General features: G+C 61.0%; 19 protein-coding genes and 1 riboswitch. Of the genes, 9 read left to right on the top strand and 10 right to left on the bottom strand.

Going from position 1 to position 17,455, the window contains the following annotated elements; all coding sequences use genetic code 11:
- Window positions 1-109 precede the first annotated feature (109 nt).
- Genes KP699_RS07405 through KP699_RS07395 form a run of 3 tightly spaced genes read right to left on the bottom strand, consistent with a single transcriptional unit; the run spans window position 110 to window position 2,380 of the window.
- The gene (locus KP699_RS07405) at window positions 110-736 is read right to left on the bottom strand and encodes a hypothetical protein (RefSeq protein ID WP_215762132.1); all 627 of its coding nucleotides are present in this window, start codon (window positions 734-736) and stop codon (window positions 110-112) included.
- A 4-nt stretch (window positions 737-740) separates the two neighbouring features.
- Complete coding sequence (locus tag KP699_RS07400; RefSeq protein WP_215762131.1) at window positions 741-1,691, bottom strand: winged helix-turn-helix domain-containing protein; 951 nt, start codon at window positions 1,689-1,691, stop codon at window positions 741-743.
- Complete coding sequence (locus tag KP699_RS07395) at window positions 1,688-2,380, bottom strand: hypothetical protein (RefSeq protein ID WP_215762130.1); 693 nt, start codon at window positions 2,378-2,380, stop codon at window positions 1,688-1,690. The genes KP699_RS07400 and KP699_RS07395 overlap by 4 nt, the downstream gene beginning before the upstream one ends.
- Before the next feature lie 159 nt (window positions 2,381-2,539).
- Between KP699_RS07395 and KP699_RS07390 the strand changes: the two genes are divergently transcribed.
- From KP699_RS07390 to KP699_RS07380, 3 genes are all read left to right on the top strand, one after another.
- Window positions 2,540-3,250, top strand: coding sequence for a S24 family peptidase (locus KP699_RS07390; protein WP_215762129.1), 711 nt, complete (start codon window positions 2,540-2,542; stop codon window positions 3,248-3,250).
- A 208-nt stretch (window positions 3,251-3,458) separates the two neighbouring features.
- Window positions 3,459-3,668, top strand: coding sequence for a hypothetical protein (locus KP699_RS07385; RefSeq protein ID WP_215762128.1), 210 nt, complete (start codon window positions 3,459-3,461; stop codon window positions 3,666-3,668).
- A gap of 187 nt (window positions 3,669-3,855) precedes the next feature.
- A complete protein-coding gene (locus tag KP699_RS07380) occupies window positions 3,856-6,519 on the top strand; it encodes a TonB-dependent siderophore receptor (protein WP_215762127.1) in 2,664 nt (887 codons plus the stop codon).
- Between the two features lie 129 nt (window positions 6,520-6,648).
- On the opposite strand, the gene KP699_RS07375 is transcribed toward KP699_RS07380, so the two are convergent.
- Together KP699_RS07375 and KP699_RS07370 are read right to left on the bottom strand one after the other, a co-directional pair.
- Window positions 6,649-7,035, bottom strand: a complete 387-nt coding sequence (locus KP699_RS07375; RefSeq protein ID WP_086655883.1) for a hypothetical protein — start codon at window positions 7,033-7,035, stop codon at window positions 6,649-6,651.
- 42 nt (window positions 7,036-7,077) lie between these two features.
- Window positions 7,078-7,338, bottom strand: coding sequence for a hypothetical protein (locus KP699_RS07370; protein ID WP_077931081.1), 261 nt, complete (start codon window positions 7,336-7,338; stop codon window positions 7,078-7,080).
- Between the two features lie 257 nt (window positions 7,339-7,595).
- Here KP699_RS07370 and KP699_RS07365 point away from each other — a divergent pair, with 257 nt between their 5' ends.
- Window positions 7,596-8,468: an META domain-containing protein gene (locus KP699_RS07365; RefSeq protein WP_215762126.1), complete on the top strand. Its 873-nt coding sequence runs from the start codon at window positions 7,596-7,598 to the stop codon at window positions 8,466-8,468.
- 132 nt (window positions 8,469-8,600) lie between these two features.
- Here KP699_RS07365 and KP699_RS07360 read toward each other — a convergent pair whose 3' ends face one another.
- A complete protein-coding gene (locus KP699_RS07360) occupies window positions 8,601-9,899 on the bottom strand; it encodes a DEAD/DEAH box helicase (protein ID WP_215762125.1) in 1,299 nt (432 codons plus the stop codon).
- Between the two features lie 161 nt (window positions 9,900-10,060).
- On the opposite strand from KP699_RS07360, the gene KP699_RS07355 reads away from it, so the two are divergent.
- From KP699_RS07355 to KP699_RS07345, 3 genes are read left to right on the top strand one after another with little or no spacing between them, the layout of a single operon-like run.
- Window positions 10,061-10,372, top strand: coding sequence for a metalloregulator ArsR/SmtB family transcription factor (locus tag KP699_RS07355; protein ID WP_215762124.1), 312 nt, complete (start codon window positions 10,061-10,063; stop codon window positions 10,370-10,372).
- Window positions 10,333-10,995, top strand: a complete 663-nt coding sequence (locus tag KP699_RS07350; protein ID WP_215762123.1) for an SdpI family protein — start codon at window positions 10,333-10,335, stop codon at window positions 10,993-10,995. Before KP699_RS07355 ends, KP699_RS07350 begins: the two co-directional genes overlap by 40 nt.
- A gap of 42 nt (window positions 10,996-11,037) precedes the next feature.
- On the top strand, window positions 11,038-12,420 hold the full coding sequence (locus KP699_RS07345; protein ID WP_215762122.1) for a S41 family peptidase: 1,383 nt from the start codon (window positions 11,038-11,040) through the stop codon (window positions 12,418-12,420).
- 4 nt (window positions 12,421-12,424) lie between these two features.
- On the opposite strand, the gene KP699_RS07340 is transcribed toward KP699_RS07345, so the two are convergent.
- Window positions 12,425-14,752, bottom strand: coding sequence for a TonB-dependent receptor (locus KP699_RS07340; protein WP_215762121.1), 2,328 nt, complete (start codon window positions 14,750-14,752; stop codon window positions 12,425-12,427).
- A 37-nt stretch (window positions 14,753-14,789) separates the two neighbouring features.
- Window positions 14,790-15,000, bottom strand: a riboswitch (cobalamin riboswitch).
- A gap of 123 nt (window positions 15,001-15,123) precedes the next feature.
- On the opposite strand from KP699_RS07340, the gene KP699_RS07335 reads away from it, so the two are divergent.
- A complete protein-coding gene (locus tag KP699_RS07335; RefSeq protein WP_025829041.1) occupies window positions 15,124-15,315 on the top strand; it encodes a hypothetical protein in 192 nt (63 codons plus the stop codon).
- 117 nt (window positions 15,316-15,432) lie between these two features.
- Window positions 15,433-15,885, top strand: a complete 453-nt coding sequence (locus tag KP699_RS07330) for a CHRD domain-containing protein (protein WP_252346867.1) — start codon at window positions 15,433-15,435, stop codon at window positions 15,883-15,885.
- 32 nt (window positions 15,886-15,917) lie between these two features.
- On the opposite strand, the gene KP699_RS07325 is transcribed toward KP699_RS07330, so the two are convergent.
- The 3 genes from KP699_RS07325 to KP699_RS07315 all read right to left on the bottom strand — a co-directional run bounded on the left by KP699_RS07325 (window position 15,918) and on the right by KP699_RS07315 (window position 17,451).
- The gene (locus tag KP699_RS07325; protein ID WP_025829046.1) at window positions 15,918-16,265 is read right to left on the bottom strand and encodes a DUF3147 family protein; all 348 of its coding nucleotides are present in this window, start codon (window positions 16,263-16,265) and stop codon (window positions 15,918-15,920) included.
- A gap of 106 nt (window positions 16,266-16,371) precedes the next feature.
- Window positions 16,372-16,770: a hypothetical protein gene (locus tag KP699_RS07320; protein WP_215762119.1), complete on the bottom strand. Its 399-nt coding sequence runs from the start codon at window positions 16,768-16,770 to the stop codon at window positions 16,372-16,374.
- Window positions 16,771-16,857: 87 nt separating this feature from the next.
- A complete protein-coding gene (locus KP699_RS07315) occupies window positions 16,858-17,451 on the bottom strand; it encodes a GAF domain-containing protein (RefSeq protein WP_252346864.1) in 594 nt (197 codons plus the stop codon).
- Window positions 17,452-17,455: the final 4 nt, after the last annotated feature.

The raw sequence follows: 17,455 nt of genomic DNA, 5'->3' as shown, positions 1-17,455 counted from the left end.
AGATGTGTATAAGAGACAGGTATGGGGACTGGCTGGGGTGGGACGGGGTCTGGTGTGGGTGGACGGGGTAGGATGTGACGCACTGGGGTGCGCTATGGCGGCGCGCTGTTTATGGGGATGGGGACGTGGCTGACAGGGCGTGACGATCTGGCAGAGGTGGGGCGTCTGCGGGTTTGACCGCGTGGGGGGATGGGGCCGCCTGCATCCGCAGAGAGAGCGGGAGGCTGGCCAGCAGAGTCCGGCTGGCGGCTGCGTCCCGCCGCAGGGCGTTGGCGAAGGGGAGCAGGATGGTCCGCAGTTCATTCGGGCTGGGCCAGCGGGCCCCAACGGGGTAACCGTCCCTCGGCGGCTGGCGCGTCCATGCGAGGCGGGCTTCCGGCCCCCATGCGCCGGTGGGGATATCCCCGCAGACTTCAAAAATGGCACGGCACTGGCTGGCCGCCTGCCCTGCCCCCGGCGGATTGGTGACCAGACGCCCCAGCTTTTTGAGCCATGCGGCGACGTGCAGCTCCGTGACGGGCTGAAGGGCTGTGTGCAGGCTTTGCGCGTGGTGGTGCAGGGTCGCGACCAGATCTGGCGGAACGTCCTGCCGCGTGAGGGGAATACCGTCAGCATGAGCGGCCAGAATGGCCCGCACGGCAGGGGGTGGCGCGGCATAGGGCGTGACCAGGACAGCGTGTGCGGGTGGCGGGGGAGATGGGCGCTTATGCGGCATGGCTGGCGTGACGGCGGGCATGGAATCAGACTCCTTCCAGATCAGGCACGGTAGCCCATGCGGCCATGCGTTGGGCGTGGGGCGAGGCCGGGGGTGGGGTATCCGGTGTCAGGCTGTTCTGCCCGGCGGTGGCGGTGGTAACCGTTGCCGGTGCGGCTGCGGTTGCGATTGCGGTTGGGGCTGCGGTCTCGGTGGCGGCCTCGGCAGCGAGGCGATGGCGGACGGTGGCCTCAAGCCATGAGACGGGTTCCGCCGGGTTGAACGCCTCACACTCCGCCAGCACGGCCAGCACGGTGGCGGCATCATCAGCGAGCATTTTCAGCCATTTGCCCAGCAGGGCACGGCAGGATCGTTCTGGTCTGCCGGTGACCCGTTTTAAAAACAACAGGCCTGTTTTGAATAAATGCGTGCGTGCATCCCCGTCCGGCCCGAACGCAGTGAGGGAGGACTCTGCTTCTGACTCTGCCTCTGCTTCTTGGTGTTTAAGGGGCGCGTGCGGGGCTGTGGTTAAGCCCTCCCCTGCCCCTGGCTGAGGCTCTGGGTGGGACTCTGGCTGCGCCTCTGGGTGGGGTGAAACACCAGCCGCCGGAGAGGGGCCGGGAGCTGATCTGGCGGCCGGTTTCAGGCTCGGGTTGCCGCCCGTGCGGCCCCACTGGGCACCGAGGTCTGACGCCGCTTTGTCCCGCAGCAGACGGCGGCAGAAAACAAGCCCGTCCGGCGTGAGGCTATAGACCCCGGCCTCGCGCAGTTCGGCCATCAGGCGCTGGATCTGGGGGGCCGGAACACCCAGCATCTGCGCAAGCTGGCGGGTGTGCAGCGGGCGATGGTTGACGCAGAGATAACCGTACGGCTCGGCCTCGTGCATCAGGCACAGCAGGCGCATCCACAAGCCTTGTGCGGCGAGTGAGCAGAGCCGCAAAGCGGGGTCTCGCTCGTAATCCTGCCACCAGAATTTGGACCAGCGCCGCTTGCTCATACCACGTCCCTCCAGTGTTCCAGACCGCGCCAGATGGCCTGTGTGGCGATGGGGTGACCGGCGGGCAGAGGGTCCGGGTCACGCAGGGGTTCATGCCAGTCCTCATCCTGCGCGTACTGTGCCGGGGTTTCCGCGCGCGCCTGCTCATACCGCAGGAGCGCCTGCCGCACGCCCTCCATGCAGCGGCCTGTCTGCCGCCCGATCTGCCGCAGGGATTTCCCGGCGCGACGCAGGGTGACCATCTGCTCCAGCAGGGCGGCATCTGTTTTGGGGCGGGCAGCGGTGTGGAGGGCTGTGTCCGGGTGCGGTTTGGCCCCTGCGGCATCAGCGGTCTGCCGGACGGGGGAAGGCTGATGGGAGGGCGCTTTATGGGGGGGCGCGTCATGGGAGGCTGCGTCTGGGCAGGTAACGGTTAGGGAGTCGCGCGTGTAGGGGGATTTATCACATTTTTGCCGTGCAGACTTCGGTGGGGACGATGCTGTGTTACGCTGAGGGACAGACGGGGGATAAGGGGGGATGGAAGAGGCTGAGGCGATGCGGGCAGCGGCAGGGGCCTGATGACGTGAGGAACGGGCGTGTGTGGCAGGCCGTGCGTGTGGTCCGCACTGGACAGAATGACAAGAAACAGCAGAAAAATTACCAGAAACTGGCGTTGAAATGGAAAGGGCGGGAGACTGTGAGGCCGGCATAGGCACTCTTCCTTTGAATAGGCGGTAAAAAAAAATGACCCCAGCGCGGACGGTGAGGCTTAAGGGGGACGGTAGGGTGACCAGTCACACACCGTCAAGGGGATATTATGGTGATATATCCCATTTGATCTTTGGGGGATGGCGTGGGATACTTCCCTTATGAATCGCTCATCTGTTGCCAGAGAACTGGAACGCCGCATGGCCCTGCTGGGGCTGACGCAAAAAGCCCTCTCCCGGAATGCCGGGGTGGGGGACACCTATGTGCGCGATATTCTGAAAGGAAAATCCCGCAATCCGGGGGGCGAAAAACTGGAGCGCGTGGCCTCGATTCTGGGCTGCACGGCGCGGGATCTGCTCTTTCCCGCCGGGGGGCAGACTGTGGCGCGGGAAGCGCGGTCCACCTACATTGCAACCCCGGACCAGCCGGAAATTACTGTGGAACTGAACCCGCCGGGCTATGTGGCGGTGCCCTATATCTCGCTCCGGGCGGGCATGGGGGGCTGCGGCTATGTGGAAGACCGGCTGCTGGGGCGCCCCAAGTTTTTTGAAGAAGAGTTTGTGCGCGGCGCGCTGCGGGCCTCCCCGTCCGACCTGCGGGTGATTGAGGTAGAAGGCCAGTCCATGGAGCCGATGCTCCAGAACGGGGATATGGTGCTGGTGGATACGCGCAAGACATCCATTATCGAACCGGGCATTTTTGTGCTGTTTGATGGGGATGGCGTGGTGTGCAAATGGGCCGAGCGGGCGCATGAGGCGACGGAGCCGATGGTGCGCATCAAGTCCGAAAACCCGCGTTTTTCCCCTTATGAGGTCCCGGCTGAGCAGGTGCAGATTATTGGGCGTGTTGTGTGGTTTGCGCGGCGACTGTAATGGGGCGGGGTGTTCCCCGCATGCAGAATTAAAGACTGCGGTGCATAATAGTCGGGCTTAGACAGGTCTCTGGTTCTGATGATCTGTGTGAGTGCTGCCCATGACACGTCCGTCCATTACAGGACTTTCTAAAAATACCTGTCCAGAAAATCAATCTTCATGGAGCCCTCTGCCGGGGAGCGGGACCTATGTGCGGGAACAGGTGAGGATGGATTGCGCGACGCTGGTGCAGGTGGCGGCGTGCCTGCGCGGCACTGTGGGGCAGATTACGCCATTACTTGAAACGCTCTATTTTCGCGCAGCGCCGCTTGCCGTGCTGGACTGTTGCGCCACACTGGAGGCGCTGGCGCAGGAGGTGGAGCAGGATGATGTGCAGACCATAACAGAACGCGGGCGGGAGCAGCTACAGGTTCTTTAAGAACAATGCCTCTGTTTTTGAGACAGAATTGAGGCTGGTCGGATTCTGTTGCTTTCCTGCAACAAATGCGCAGCCCTTTTGCGACAGGCTCATTTTTGTAATGGATATGAAACGGTTTTAAGGCACTCTGAGGGGGAACGGTTCCGAATTGACGGATCACCGTGATGTGGAAGCACGGATAGCCCCTATGAGAGTCAAACGTCGTTTTTCCCTTCTTGTCACTACAGTCTGCACCGTCGCACCCTGCCTGACGGCTGAGGCTGCAACGTCTGCCTCAGGGAAAACCACCCCGGCGCGCCACCATGTGACGGCACATTCCGGTACGGCGCACACAACGGGCACACCAGCAGGCGTCAAACCGGCTGCAACAGTTTCTGCCGCCCCCGTTGCCCGCAAAACAGTCCACAAAAGCGGCCCGGTTTATGCCGGAGAGGCCGAAACCATTAACGTGACGACGGGCACACATTCCACAAACCGTAAGGCCAGACAAAGCACATCTCCTGTCACCGTTGTCTCTGCTGCCACACTGAAACGCTCTGGCATGATGAACGTGGCGGATGCGCTGACACGCACTTACGCCTCCATCAACGTGCAGGCCATGGGCGCGGATTCCGCCGCCCTGACCTCCTCCATTCAGATGCGCGGGCTTGGCCCGAATGAAGTGCTGGTGCTGGTGGACGGCAAGCGCCGCCATAATACGGCAAACATTACGGCTGATGCCGGGCCGCAGTTTGGCTCTACCGGCGCGGACCTGAACACCATTCCGGCAAGTGCCATTGACCATATTGAAGTACTGGAAGATGGCGCGGCGGCCATGTATGGCTCTGACGCGATTGCCGGGGTGGTGAATATCATCACCAAAAAGCAGGATCATGGGCTGCATATGTCCGCGCAGACCGGGGCCAATGCCTATAATGGTGATGGCTGGCAGTATCAGCTGAACGCCGATGGCGGGCTGAAGCTGGGTCAGGACGGCTATATGCATATCAGTGCCCAGATGTACCACACCGACCATATGGTTGTGGGGGCGCATGACCACCGCCTGCTGGGAAGCTGGCCGACCAACGCAACAACCACGGGCTATTATAACGGTGTTGTTCCGGGCGCTATGAATGTGCCAAGCGATTCCAACAAGATTATGAGCACGCCTGAAGAAACGCGGGAAAGCCTTGCGATTGATTTTGGCAAGAAAATTACTGACGGTATCAATTTTTACGGGCTGATTACCTATATGCACCGGCATGGCGAAGCGTATGAAAACTATCGCACGCCCAATATTGCGCCGAGCATGTATCCGGCCGGGTTTTCCCCGCTCGAAACGTCTGAAGAAAATGATTATGCCGCGACACTTGGCCTGAAAGGCGACAATTTTTTCGGGTTTGACTGGGATCTGAGCACGACATACGGCGCAGACGGCAACAAGATTGGCAACAAGAATACGGCCAATACAGGGATGCTCGCCAGCACCTGCTCGACCGATCCGACGTCATCCTATTATTCCACAGACGGATGTGGCTGGTCCCCCAACACCACACGGGCCGAAACCTATCGTATGGCCCAGTGGACCAATAATCTGGACTTCCGCCGCAACTTCAACATCGCGCATGTTGTGCCCATGACGCTGGCGTTTGGTGGTGAGCATCGTCTGGAAACTTATGAGATCAAGGCTGGCACACCGCCCTCCTATGAACTGGGAGGCACGCAGGGCTATGCGGGCCTTGGCCCGAACAGTGCTGGCAACTGGAGCCGTGATATCTGGGCGGCGTATGTGGATGGAGACTTCCACCCGCTGAAGCACTGGGATCTGGATTTTGCAGGCCGGTTCGAGCATTATACGGATGTGGGGAACACGGTGAACGGTAAGGTTTCCTCCCGTTATGATATCAACCGCTTTATTTCCGTACGCGGCACCATCAGCACCGGCTTCCGTGCGCCGACGCTGGCGGAACAGCACTACAGCGCCATGAACGTGAGCCCGACCGGGGCATCCGGCCTGTTGCCAGTCAGCTCCACCGCGGCGCAGGTTCTGGGTGCCAGCCCGCTGAAGCCGGAACGCTCCGTGAGCGAGAGTGGCGGGATTGTGCTGGAGCCTGTGCGGGGCTTCCATGTGGAAGCGGACGTGTATCAGATCAACCTGCGGGACCGCATTGTGGGGGGCGGCACGGTGAAGGGCGATGCGGCTGTCAGCGCGATTGAAGCCATGGGCTATACGCTGCCGCTGAACAGCATGAACGTGCAGGATGTCTCCGCTTATTACATGACCAACGGGGCCAGCACCCGCACGCAGGGTCTGGATATTAAAGCTGACTATACCTTCCGCTTTGAAAGAGCGGGCAACCTGACGCTGAGCATGGCGCTGGACCTGAACCGCACCCGCCTGCACCATAACGGCACGGACAGCAAAGGGCAGCAACTGCTGAACGCGCAAAATATTGGCTACATCACCACGGCGTATCCGCGCAGCAAGATTATTCTGAACGCACTGTATACCTACCGGAACTGGGACTTTAACGTGCGCCAGACCCGGTATGGTGAAACGACCAGCATGCTGACCTATTATGACTGGACGGACAAAACACTGCCCTGCGCAAGCGGCGGGAAACTGGCTTACTCCAACTCCTGCTTTGCGCAGTTCAAGAACTCACCGCGCTGGCTGACGGATATTGAAATTGGCTATCGCTTCAGCCCGCGCTGGCATCTGGCCGTGGGTGTGAACAACCTGCTGAACGTGCGGCCGCGCCGGGTGCCGCAGATTAACAATTCACGTGGTGCGCAGATTTATGACCAGTTCTCTCTGCAGGTGCCGATTACGGGGGGCTACTACTATGGCCGACTGGATGCGAGTTTCTGAGCCGTCTGCCTGACAGTAAAACCGGGCACAGGATTGGGGCGGGGTGTGAGACCCCCGCCCTTTTTTATTGAAGAGCGCTTATCTGGTCTGGGATGTTGTCTGGGTTTTTTTACAGAGTATGGTTGAGTGTCAGGCTGATTTTTCCGGTTTCAGCAGGGATTTGCACTGCACGTACGTCTCCTTATGCCGGAAGACAAACAGCAGATAATAATCCAGCGCCCGGCTGCGGCGTTTGGAGGTGTGGGTATAGAACGGAAAAACATCCAGCGGGCCTTCATACCCCGGTGGAATGGGGTCCTGTTCCAGAATGGTCTTGACGCGGAACAGGGGCAGGTAAATATGGGTTGCTCCGGCGTTCCTGCGGACATGCCAGAGGTTTTTACGAAATTTTTTGAGCCGGTCCGGCAGAATGAAGATCATGTTTTCTTCAATAAAGTTTTCGTCCGGGGTGCTGTTCCGCAGGTAGCGCATGTCATCGGGCATATCGCAGAAGAAATTATAGCCCTGAATAATCATAATGGTCTTTCTGAGTGTCCTGTCTGGTTTAGAAATATCGGTTTAGCGCCGCAGGCCGCCATACGGATCATCCTGCACGTCTTCCGGTTTCTGGCCGCGTTTGCGGCGCCGGAGATAGAGCACGAGGCCGAGCGGCACAACCAGCAGGCTGCTGTAACGGCTGAGATTTTGCCATTTTGAGCTGTGCAGCAGGATATCCGTCGCCACCCCGGCGCAGTAAATCCCTGCCGCGAGAGTGCCTGCGGCAAGCAGCAGGCTGAACACGCCAATGGCGATTTTCTGCGCGATGCTGTTCTCAGGCATGGTGCCGTCCCCTGTGGTGTGCTGCCGGTGGTTTTCTCTCCGGGCGGTGCGTCGCGCCGCGTGAAAAAGGGAGCATACACCCGGCGGGCCGGGGCGTCACGGTGCGGGACAACGGGAGGCAACGCGGGCGGGTGCCGCACGTTAGCGGCAGGCTGGCCCTGTAGGCCGGAATGACAGTAAGATGCCGGGGACAAAACAGATCTGTTCCGCCCTGTGTTGAGACGGTGCAGACTGACCAGAGGACGATGAGGACGCAGATGCACAGACTTGGGACGGACAGCGCACAGAGAGGCACACAGCGGGCGCGGGCAGAACAGGCAGGGCGCGCCAGACGGCCGCAGCCGCTCCGGGCTGGTCTGCTCGCTTTGGGGTTTGCCGGAATGCTGGCGGGCTGCGCGGGGGAGCATGCAACGCAGCCTGTTGCGGTGTCTGGCAAGCCGGACGGCATTTATCAGGCCTCTGGCAATGAGCCGTCCTGGAATATGACGCTGGCGCAGAAGATGCTGACGCTGGAAACGCCGGACGGCCCGCGCACGGCGGCCCCTGTGCTGCATGCGCACGCGGAAGGGCGGGACCGCACATATGAAACGAAATCCGCGCGAGTTGAGATCACCTCCAAAGCCTGTTCTGACAGTATGAGTGGCCAGAATTATGCCGATACGGTACGGATTGTGACACAGAACCGCACACTGACTGGCTGTGGCGGCGCGGCACTGGCCCCGAACAGCCTGAATGGCACGCGCTGGGTCGTCACCGCGCTGGACGGACAGCGGCTGGTGGATGGCAGCAAAGCACCTTCTGACACTGACCGCACGACCGACCAGCCGGGCCTGAAAGCCGGTGCGCCGGACATGGCCCCGACGCTGGATATTAATGACAGCGGGAAGGTATCTGGCTCTGACGGCTGTAACCGCTATGTGGGCGGGCTGGAATTTGGCAAGGATGGCCGGGTGAAAGCGGCCCCGCAGGGCGGCGTGAGCACGCTGATGGCCTGCCCCGGCCGCCGTGATACACTGGCCCGGCAGTTCTCCACCCTGACCCGTGCGGCTACGCACTGGCGGATGGAAGGCACAACGCTGGTGCTGGAAACGGCGGATAAGAAAACTGTGCGGCTGCGGCAGGTTTTCTAAAGAAAACACCTGAGCTTTTTCTGACTCAGGATTTTTACGGGCTGTTTCTGAACCTCAATGTTGAAAGCACCACGGTTAAAAGCACCACGGCTGTGTGCGCATTGAGGGTTTTTGAAACAGCCTGTTTTACACTCAGGCCCCGGTACGGGCGGCCTGAGCGGCGGCGCGGGCGGCGGCTTTTTCTTCTTCGGTCCAGATTTTACGTTCACGCACTTTTTGCGGTTTGATCTGCTTGACCGGGCCGCCACCGAGCACGGGCGCGCGCTTAGTGGAGGTGCGGGCTTCTTCCGAATGCCAGGGGTGGTCGGTGTGGATGGTCAGGGTGCGGCCAATTTCACGCTCAACATCATGCAGCCATGCGCGCTGTTCGGCATCACACAGGGTAATGGCGTAGCCGCTGCGCCCTGCCCGGCCTGTGCGGCCGATGCGATGGACGTAGCTTTCCGGCAGGCTTGGCAGGTCATGATTGAAAACATGCGTGACCGTATCAACATCAATGCCGCGCGCGGCGATGTCTGTTGCGACCAGAACCTGCGCCGTGCCAGCACGAAAAGCGTCCAGAGCGCGTTCCCGCTGGCCCTGTGATTTATTGCCATGCAGGGCTTCCGCCGTGATCCCGGCCTCGGTGATGAAGGCGCAGACTTCGTTCGCGATGTTCTTTTGCAGCGTAAACACCACGGCCTGCCCCATGCCGGGGGTGCGCAGCAGGTCCAGAAGGGCTTCCTTCTTATGCGCCGCATCCATGAACATAACGGACTGTTCAATCCGGTCTACCGTGGTGGACGGCGGGGCAATTTCGACATTGGCCGGATTATTCAGCAGGCTTTCCGCCAGCGCCGCAATGGATTTGGGCATTGTGGCGGAGAGCAGGATGGTGTGCCGGTCTTTGGGCAGGGTCGCGACAATGCGCTCGATGGGTTTTGCGAAGCCCATGTCCAGCATCTGGTCGGCTTCATCCAGCACGAGGGCTTCAAGCCCGGAGAGGTCACATTCGCCCTGCGTGACCAGATCCAGCAGGCGGCCGGGAGCGGCGACAATCACATCCACGCCGTTTTTCAGCGCGTTGATCTGGTGCATGGGGCTGACGCCACCAAAAATAGTGGTGACAGTAAACGGCAGGTGGCGGCCGAAACTTTCAAACCCTTCCGCAATCTGGGAGACCAGTTCCCGCGTGGGGGCCAGCACCAGAACGCGAGCGCCGCCTTTGGGGGCCGGGCGCGGGTTCTGGGCCATGCGGTGCAGCAGAGGCAGCACGAAGGAGGCTGTTTTGCCGGTGCCGGTCTGGGCCATGCCCAGCAGATCCCGCCCTTCCAGCAGCAGCGGAATGGACTGTGCCTGAATGGGCGTGGGGTTGGTGTAACCTGCCTCAGCCAGAGCATCCTGCAGGGGCTGCGCCAGAGGGAGATCAGCAAATGTAACAGACGGGGACATGCAGGCAGCGCCTCCGGCGCTCAGTAAGGCTGCGCCGGGTGGGGCATCGCGGTTTTGGAACGGGGCCTTTTACGGGCCGGGGGTGCGGTGCGTCAACCAAAAGACGGGGCTGTGCAAAAATTATATGGTTTCTAATTTGGTAATTTGCTAAATAACGAATCATGAATGACGTGTTTAAAGCCCTTGCCGACCCGACCCGCCGGGCCATTCTGGAAATGCTGCGGGACCGCGCCATGAGTGCTGGGGACATTGCCGCGTGCTTTACGCTCTCCAAGCCGACCCTCTCCGGCCATCTGGGCGTGCTGCTGGCGGCGGACCTTGTGCACCGGGAACGGATTGGCACAACGCTTGTGTACCACCTGAAACTTTCAGTTCTGGAAGAGGCCTGGCTGCGCCTTGCCTCCACCATGCGCCTTGGAAAGGACGCCCCGCCATGCAGCACAGATACGGCCCCGGCATCACCCTCGCGCTGAGCGCCGCCACGCTCGCCATTGGTCTGGTTCTTCTCTGGCGCGCGCCGGACGGGGCGCTTGTGCCTGTGCATTTTTCCGGCCAGTGGGTGCCGGACCGGTTTGCAACCCCGGCCCATGCGCTGACAGTCTGGCTCGGGCTGCTGGCGGCACTCTGGCTGTTCTTCCGCTCTCTGGCGTATGGACTGCGGAACCACAGCGGATTTCAGGCCTCCATGAGGGTGTATGATCAGGCGTGGATAACGCTGACAGCCCTGCTGTGCGCTCTGGCCGTGGGCTGTATGGAGGCTGCACTGGGGATAAAAATTGCTCTGGGGTCACTCAGTTCTGTCATGCTCGGGGTTTTCTTTATTGTTGTGGGAAATGGTCTGGGAAAGATCCGCCCCAATAGTGTTCTGGGGCTGCGCACCCCGTGGACAAAAGCCAGCGTGCGGGTGTGGGAGCGCACGCACCGGGCCTGTGCGCCCTTTTTTATTCTGACCGGCGTTTTTTTGACGGCCACCGGCTTTGGCGTGCTGGGCGCACCGCTAAACAGGACGATTATGAATCTCTGCCTGCTGGGGCTGGTTGCGCTCTGCTATGGGCTTTCATGGATTTACTGGCGGCAGGAGCAAAAATACGGGTAAGGTGCCGGGGATAGACTGACCGTTTCTCCGGAAAGAGAGCTTATGAACACACAGGTTTTTCTGCTCTGCGCGGCTATGCTGCTGTTAGCGCCTGCCAGAGGTTTTGCCGCGCCTGCCCGTGAGACGCTTTTTGACCCGCAGCATCAGTTTACGCTTTCTGCCGGGACAGGCTGCGCGGACGGAGGGCCGGGCATCACGCTCCAGTCCGCCACCGCCAGCCCGCACCAATTTGCCGCCACACGGACCGAACTGCCTGCGGAGAAGATGCGGAACACGACCCTCCAGCTCCAGGCCACACTGCATGTGCGGGCGGTGCAGACCGGAGCCGGGCTCTGGGTTGGGCTGTATGACGGCACGCAGCAGATTGCATTGAGAAACACACAGAAAGACCCGGTGCGCGGGGAGGATCTGCCCCGTACGCAGACAATTACGCTCTGGGTGCCCCCGCAAACAACGCGCATTGTGTATGGTGTCACGCTACAGGGCACAGGCAGCGTGACCGCCTGCGGCTTACGCATGGAGGCTCCTGCGCCTGCGGAAAACAGGGAGGCTTCTGAGTCCTCTCTGCCCGTCAGGACCATGCGTTTTGTTCTTGATACTGTGCGGGAGCGTGCTTTGCACAGTGCTGCGATTGACTGGAGCACACGCAGCCCGGCCCTGCTGGATCTGGCCAGACACGCCAGTGAGGACGATCTTTACGCCGAGATGCGGCACCTGCTGGCGGACCTGCATGACGGGCATAGTTTTATACTGCCCCCCACCAGAGCCAGACGATTATCAGAACGGCCTGCGACGCTGCCAGTTTTTACGAAACTCTCTTCTGACATCGGGATGATTTCGGTTCCTGATTTTACATCCCACAACCCTGAGGCCATGACGGCCTTTTCCGCCGCAGGGCACACGATCTTTGCGCAGGCGCCGGACATGCGGGGCTGGATTGTGGATTTGCGCGGTGACCGGGGCGGGAATATGTGGGCGATGCTCGGGATTTTAAAACCCTTGCTTGGCTCTGGGGATCTGGGCGTGTTTGAAGACCGGACAGGCCAGCGGTCCAGACCCTGGCGCGCTGAAATACAGGGGAGCGGACAGATGCAGGCAACCGGGCCGGATTTGGCCCGCGTGCCTGTGGCGGTTCTGATTGGCCCGCAGACCGCCAGCGCGGGCGAGGCGGTTGCCATTGCGCTGAAAGGCCGCCCGCAGACACGGTTTTTTGGACACGCGACACACGGCCAGACCACCGGTAACACAACCTTCACCCTGCCGGACGGTGGGATGCTGGCACTGGCGACCGAGCATGAATGTGACCGGACTGGGCAATGCTATGAGGGGCCAGTGCAGCCGGATGACGTGCAGGCTGACCCGGATGCGGCGTTACGGGCGGCGGCGGAGTGGATGCAGAAGAGCTTTCCTCAAACACTCCCATAGATTTTTAGAAGTTCGCCGTAACGGAGAAGCGGGCGGAGCGGGGTTCCAGAGGGTGATAGGTGGAGCCTGTTTCAACCGGGGATGTGGGGGTCAGGCGGTAATCATAAGCATACTGGGAGGCAGAGGCGTGGGTGTTGGTCAGGTTATAGAGACTGGCCTGCACCTGAAGGTATTTTGTGATGTGATAACCGACATCCAGGTTCACTTCCTTATAGCCGTGTGAGCGCATGGAGTTATCTTCAATCAACGGATAGGAGCCGAGCCAGCGGAACTGCACGCCACCAAAGATGCCGCTGGGATGGTCCGCCAGCAGGCCGAACGAGCCGATAAAATTGGGGGCATTGGCCACATACAGCCCCGGCAGACCATACACACCGGGATTACCGGTAAAGTAACGGGCATGGGTTGAGGCGATATCCGCATTCAACTCCAGCCAGGACAGCGGGTGATACTGGCCGGAGAGTTCAAACCCCTGCCTGCGGCTGGGGGCACCGGCGTCATTCACGCCTTCATCCGCGTCATAGGTCAGTTCCGAACTGAAGTCGATCCGGAAAAAAGCTGCCTGCAAATTCAGTTTTGGGATGATGTTGGTGCGCACACCCAGTTCTTCACTGGTGGCGCGTGTCATGAAGGGCGTGGCGATGGCCCCGTTGGCAATGCCGTCGGTCGGGACTGTGCCCAGAACGGCACGGATATCGTTAGAATGATAGCCCTGCCCGGCGCTGATATAGAACTCCGTTTTGTACCACGGGCCAAAAATCAGGCTGCCCTTGGGCTGGAAAAGCCACTGATGCACCTTGCCGTTATAGCCGGAAACAAGGCTGTGGTCTGAACCGCCGTAATAATCCCCGCGCAGGCCGACAACAGTGCGCAGCCAGGGCAGCCAGTGCGTAATATTCTGGCCAAACAGGCCGACATTGCCCTGAGACACTGTATCGGCGTTACAGACATACCGGCCTGTGGGCACGCTGCTGTCCGGGCAGTCCGGCAGGACTTTCCGCTGGTGGGTGTGGCGGCGGTCAATATAAATACTGTCCCAGCGGCCCTGTACGCCAAAAGTGGTGTCTGTTGCGCGGTGCAGCACTGTATCATGCCGCTGGTAGGCGGACGTGCCGCCAAAGGTGGTGCGGGTTTCATCCTGCTGTTCCTGATCCCCGTTGATGGGGTCATTCAGGTAATGACTGAAATCATTCCATAACGTCAGGCGGCTGTGCACAACATAGAGGGACGTTTTAAGCTGCCAGTTATCCTGATGCAGAACATGATGGGCGGAAACGCTGAACCGTTCTGAATAGCCGCCATCGCTTGGGTCGAGAGAGCCATAACGGCTGATCAGGCCTTTCTGATAGGCTTCCAGAGGCTGATCTGTCGTGTTGTTCCACAGGCCCCGGTAATACAGGCCGGTCAGGTTGAATTTGGTGTGTTCTGTTGTGTGGGTGTAGCGGGCGGCGGATTTGATGCCCAGGAAATTATCCGGGTGCGCCCACGGGCCATTGAGATGGTCGAGCGAGAAAGCGCCAAGCAGCTTATCGCCATTTTTAAAGTGGGCTGTATCGCCAATAAAGGCATGCTGGTCCCCCAGCGTGCCGAGGCTGCCGGTGGCCTGCCCGCGCAGATCATCCGTCAGGCGGATATGGTCGGACCCGACGACGCCAAAATCCCCCACATCCGCGTAAAACGGGCCTTTGGTGTAGTCGATCCCCTGCGCGAGTTCGGGCATGAGGAAATTGACGTCCGTATAGCCCTGCCCGTGCGCGTGGGTGGGTTCATTTACCGGCATATCATCCACAAAACTGGCGAGGTCCGTGCCGTGATCAAGATTGAAGCCACGCAGCAGATACTGGTTGGCTTTGCCCTCGCCCGAATGGGCCGTGACAACCAGACCGGGCACGGATTCCAGCAACTGGCCCACGCGATACACCGGGCGCAGGCGGAGTTCCTTGGCGGTAATGCTGCCCTGACTGGCGGTGAGCGCACGGCCGATCGGATCTGTGTGAGACGCGATCACCTGAAGATGTTCTTCCCCGTGGGCGTCAGCCGTTTTGTGGCCGATGAGCTTCTGGGCGGAAACCGGGGGACGGCGGCCCGCAGAGGGGGTACCGGACGTGGCACGCGTGCGTTGAGCGGAAGCCGCACGAACGCCGGTCTGGGGGGCATGCGGGCCTGTGGCTGTGGTTGTGGTTGCGGTTGTGCGTCTGGCAGCCCCTCCGCCGGGTTTTGCGCGATGGGCCGCCTGTGCCGTGAGGGTGGTGAAAGCGGAGGCGCAGAGCAGCGCGACGACAAACGGAGAGCGCCCGCGCCCGGCAGGACGCGGAAACACGACGTGGACCATACCTGTTCCCCGATATCCGGCGCACCCCGTCCGGCTATCATGACTGAGCGACGAAGGCAGGTCTCCTGGCTCACGGAGGGGGATCTGATGCGCCTTCCCAGCCTTTGGGGCCAGTGGCGTGAGGCATCAGCGCACCGTTTACAGTTGCGAGGGCAGCCGCTGCCTGAACCCCGGACTGATGGCCCGGCCGGATTCTTCAGCGTTCCCTTTTCACTCGCTTGCGCGAGACCTTCGACAGCCGCAGAGGTAGGGGATGGGTTCCGGGCCGGTCAAGGGTTGGGGGATGGTGATTTCAAAAAAACGTCACACCGTGCGAGGGGCCGAAGCGTATAGGAAGAGAGCGTCTGAAATCTTTCTGCCTTGTGAGCACGATGATGCCTCAGTCTTCCAGCCCCGCACCAGAAACTGCCCCGGTCCTCACGTTGCGGGAGGCTGCTACGGAGCGGTGGCTGGCAACACTGCGCCAGAAAATGAAGGCGGACGGCACGCAGCCCCGCGTCCATTTTAGCCGCACACCGGACCGCCTGCCTGACCGTGAAGGCGTGATGCGGGATTTTGAATGACCGCTCACGTTTTGTGAGCAGAAGCAACGGTCTTTTCTCTGAGACGTTCTGAAAGTGTGGCGGTGCCCGTTTTTTCGGGTGCTGCGCGTTTTCTAACGGAATGAGGACGTTGCCGTGATGACCCTGCCCCGCAAACCGGTTTTAAGTCTGGTGCTGGGTGCTGGCCTGCTTGGCGCTGGTATGGCGGCTGCTCCGGCACACGCCCAGCGCAGTATGCTGTTTTCCGGCACTCTGGCCCCTGAGCATGGCGCGCCCGCCCACATGCTGGGCAAAGTGATGGCGCTGTATTACCCCGGCGCGCATGTGCTGCGCTACACCGTGACATGGGACGGCCTGACCGGCCCGGTGACCATGGCCCATCTGCATGGCCCTGCCCTGCCCGGCAAGGATGCGCCGGATGCGCCAGCAATGGTGACGGTGCATGGCCCCTATAAAAGCCCGCTGAGCGGCAGCGTGATGCTGAGCAGCGAGACAGAGCGTGACCTGCAGGACGGGCGTGTTTACCTGAACCTGCATACCAAAGCCTATCCGGGGGGAGAGGCGCGGGCGTGGCTGGGGAAGAGTGAGTAAGCACCGCACCGCTGGCCGCAAGGCCGGGAGGATTACATCCGGATACCCAGTTTGGGGGCCAGCCAGACCATCCCCAGATAGAGCAGGATGGTCACGCCACATCCGGCCAGCAGGGCGAGCCAGAATGGCATGCCCTGGCGCATGGCCCACGGAATAAGCAGAAACATGGGCAGGGATGGCAGAACGTACCAGAACGTGGCCCCCACATGGGCTTCCATGCGGGCAGGGTCTTTTGTTTCCAGCCAGAGCCAGATCATCCCGAAAACGGAGATAAGGGGGAGAGACGCGATCAGCGCGCCAAAGCCGGGATAGCGGCGGGCAAGGGAGGACACCAGAGCAATGGTCAGTCCCGAGAGAAAAGCCTTCAGCCAGAAAAACATGCGGGTGTTCTGTCCGGTGTCAGAAATGTTGGGCACACCCGGCACGACGCCGGAGGGTGCCCGGCCCCTCCCCCGCTTGAGAACGCGGTGGAGGGGATATCAGGACTTAGAAGTGGGCGTCGCCCTGCTGGGGAGCGGGCTGAGCCTGCTGGGTCTGGCCGGGCTGCGCGCCGGTCTGGGGCGTTGCATCCGGGTTCATTTTACCGGGCTGAGTGGAGTGTTCCACGTCATAAGCCGTGGCTTTCTGGGCATAGGTGCCTTTTGCGCCGGGATGCTCCTGATCGTACAGAGCAGCCTTCTGCTTGGCTTCCTTACGATAGACGTGGCGGCGATACATGCCGGTAATGCATCCGCCGACGGCACCCAGTACGCCATGGTTGGCAACATGGCCGCCGACAGCACCAACGGCCCCATATTTCAGGCAGCCACCCGGTTCTGCCTGTGCGGCGGTAACCGTTGTGCCAGCCAGAGCGGCGAGAACGCTCAGAGTGATCAATCGACGCATGCGTGTTTCCTTTCTTCCACCAGATAATAAGGTGGATACGGGCCGTATCGTAGCCAAATCGGGGCGCGGAGACAATGTGTGCGGCGGTTATGCCGCCACAGGCAGGGCTGCGAGAAAGGCTGCGACCAGTGTTTCCAGAAGCTGCTGGTCTGCTGGCGAAAACCGGTCTTTCCGCGGGCTGTCCAGATCCAGCACGCCGAGAAGCTGGCCGTGCGCGACCAGCGGGATAACGAGTTCAGACGCGGAAGCGGCATCACACGCGATATGGCCGGGAAAGGCATGAACATCCGGGATGCGCTGTGTGGTACGCGTCCGGGCGGCCGTGCCGCACACCCCTTTCCCCATAGCAATACGCGTGCAGGCGATGCGCCCCTGAAAGGGGCCGAGCACGAGTTCCCCCTCGCCCTCCCCTTGCGCTGTGGCATCAGGTGAGACTGGCTGAAGCACCGGCTGGATGTGCGCCCCGCCTGACCCGCCGGAGGCCAGCGTGAAGAGGCTCGCCGGTGCCGCCACATGAGGGCGATAGAGGTAAAACCCGGCCCAGTTGAGGTCCGGCAGGGCCTCAAAAATCAGGGCGGACAGATTGGCCATATTGGCCAGCGGGTCCTGCTCCGCCGCCAGCAAGCCGGTGGCGGCGGACAGCAGATCCTCCGGGGTGAGGTGGGTGCTCGGAGCGCTCATGGCA

Origin of the sequence: Acetobacter sp. P1H12_c, from assembly GCF_018811975.1 — a bacterium.
GTDB classification, from domain to species: Bacteria; Pseudomonadota; Alphaproteobacteria; order Acetobacterales; family Acetobacteraceae; genus Acetobacter; species Acetobacter persici.
This window is presented reverse-complemented; position numbering and strand designations above follow the sequence as displayed.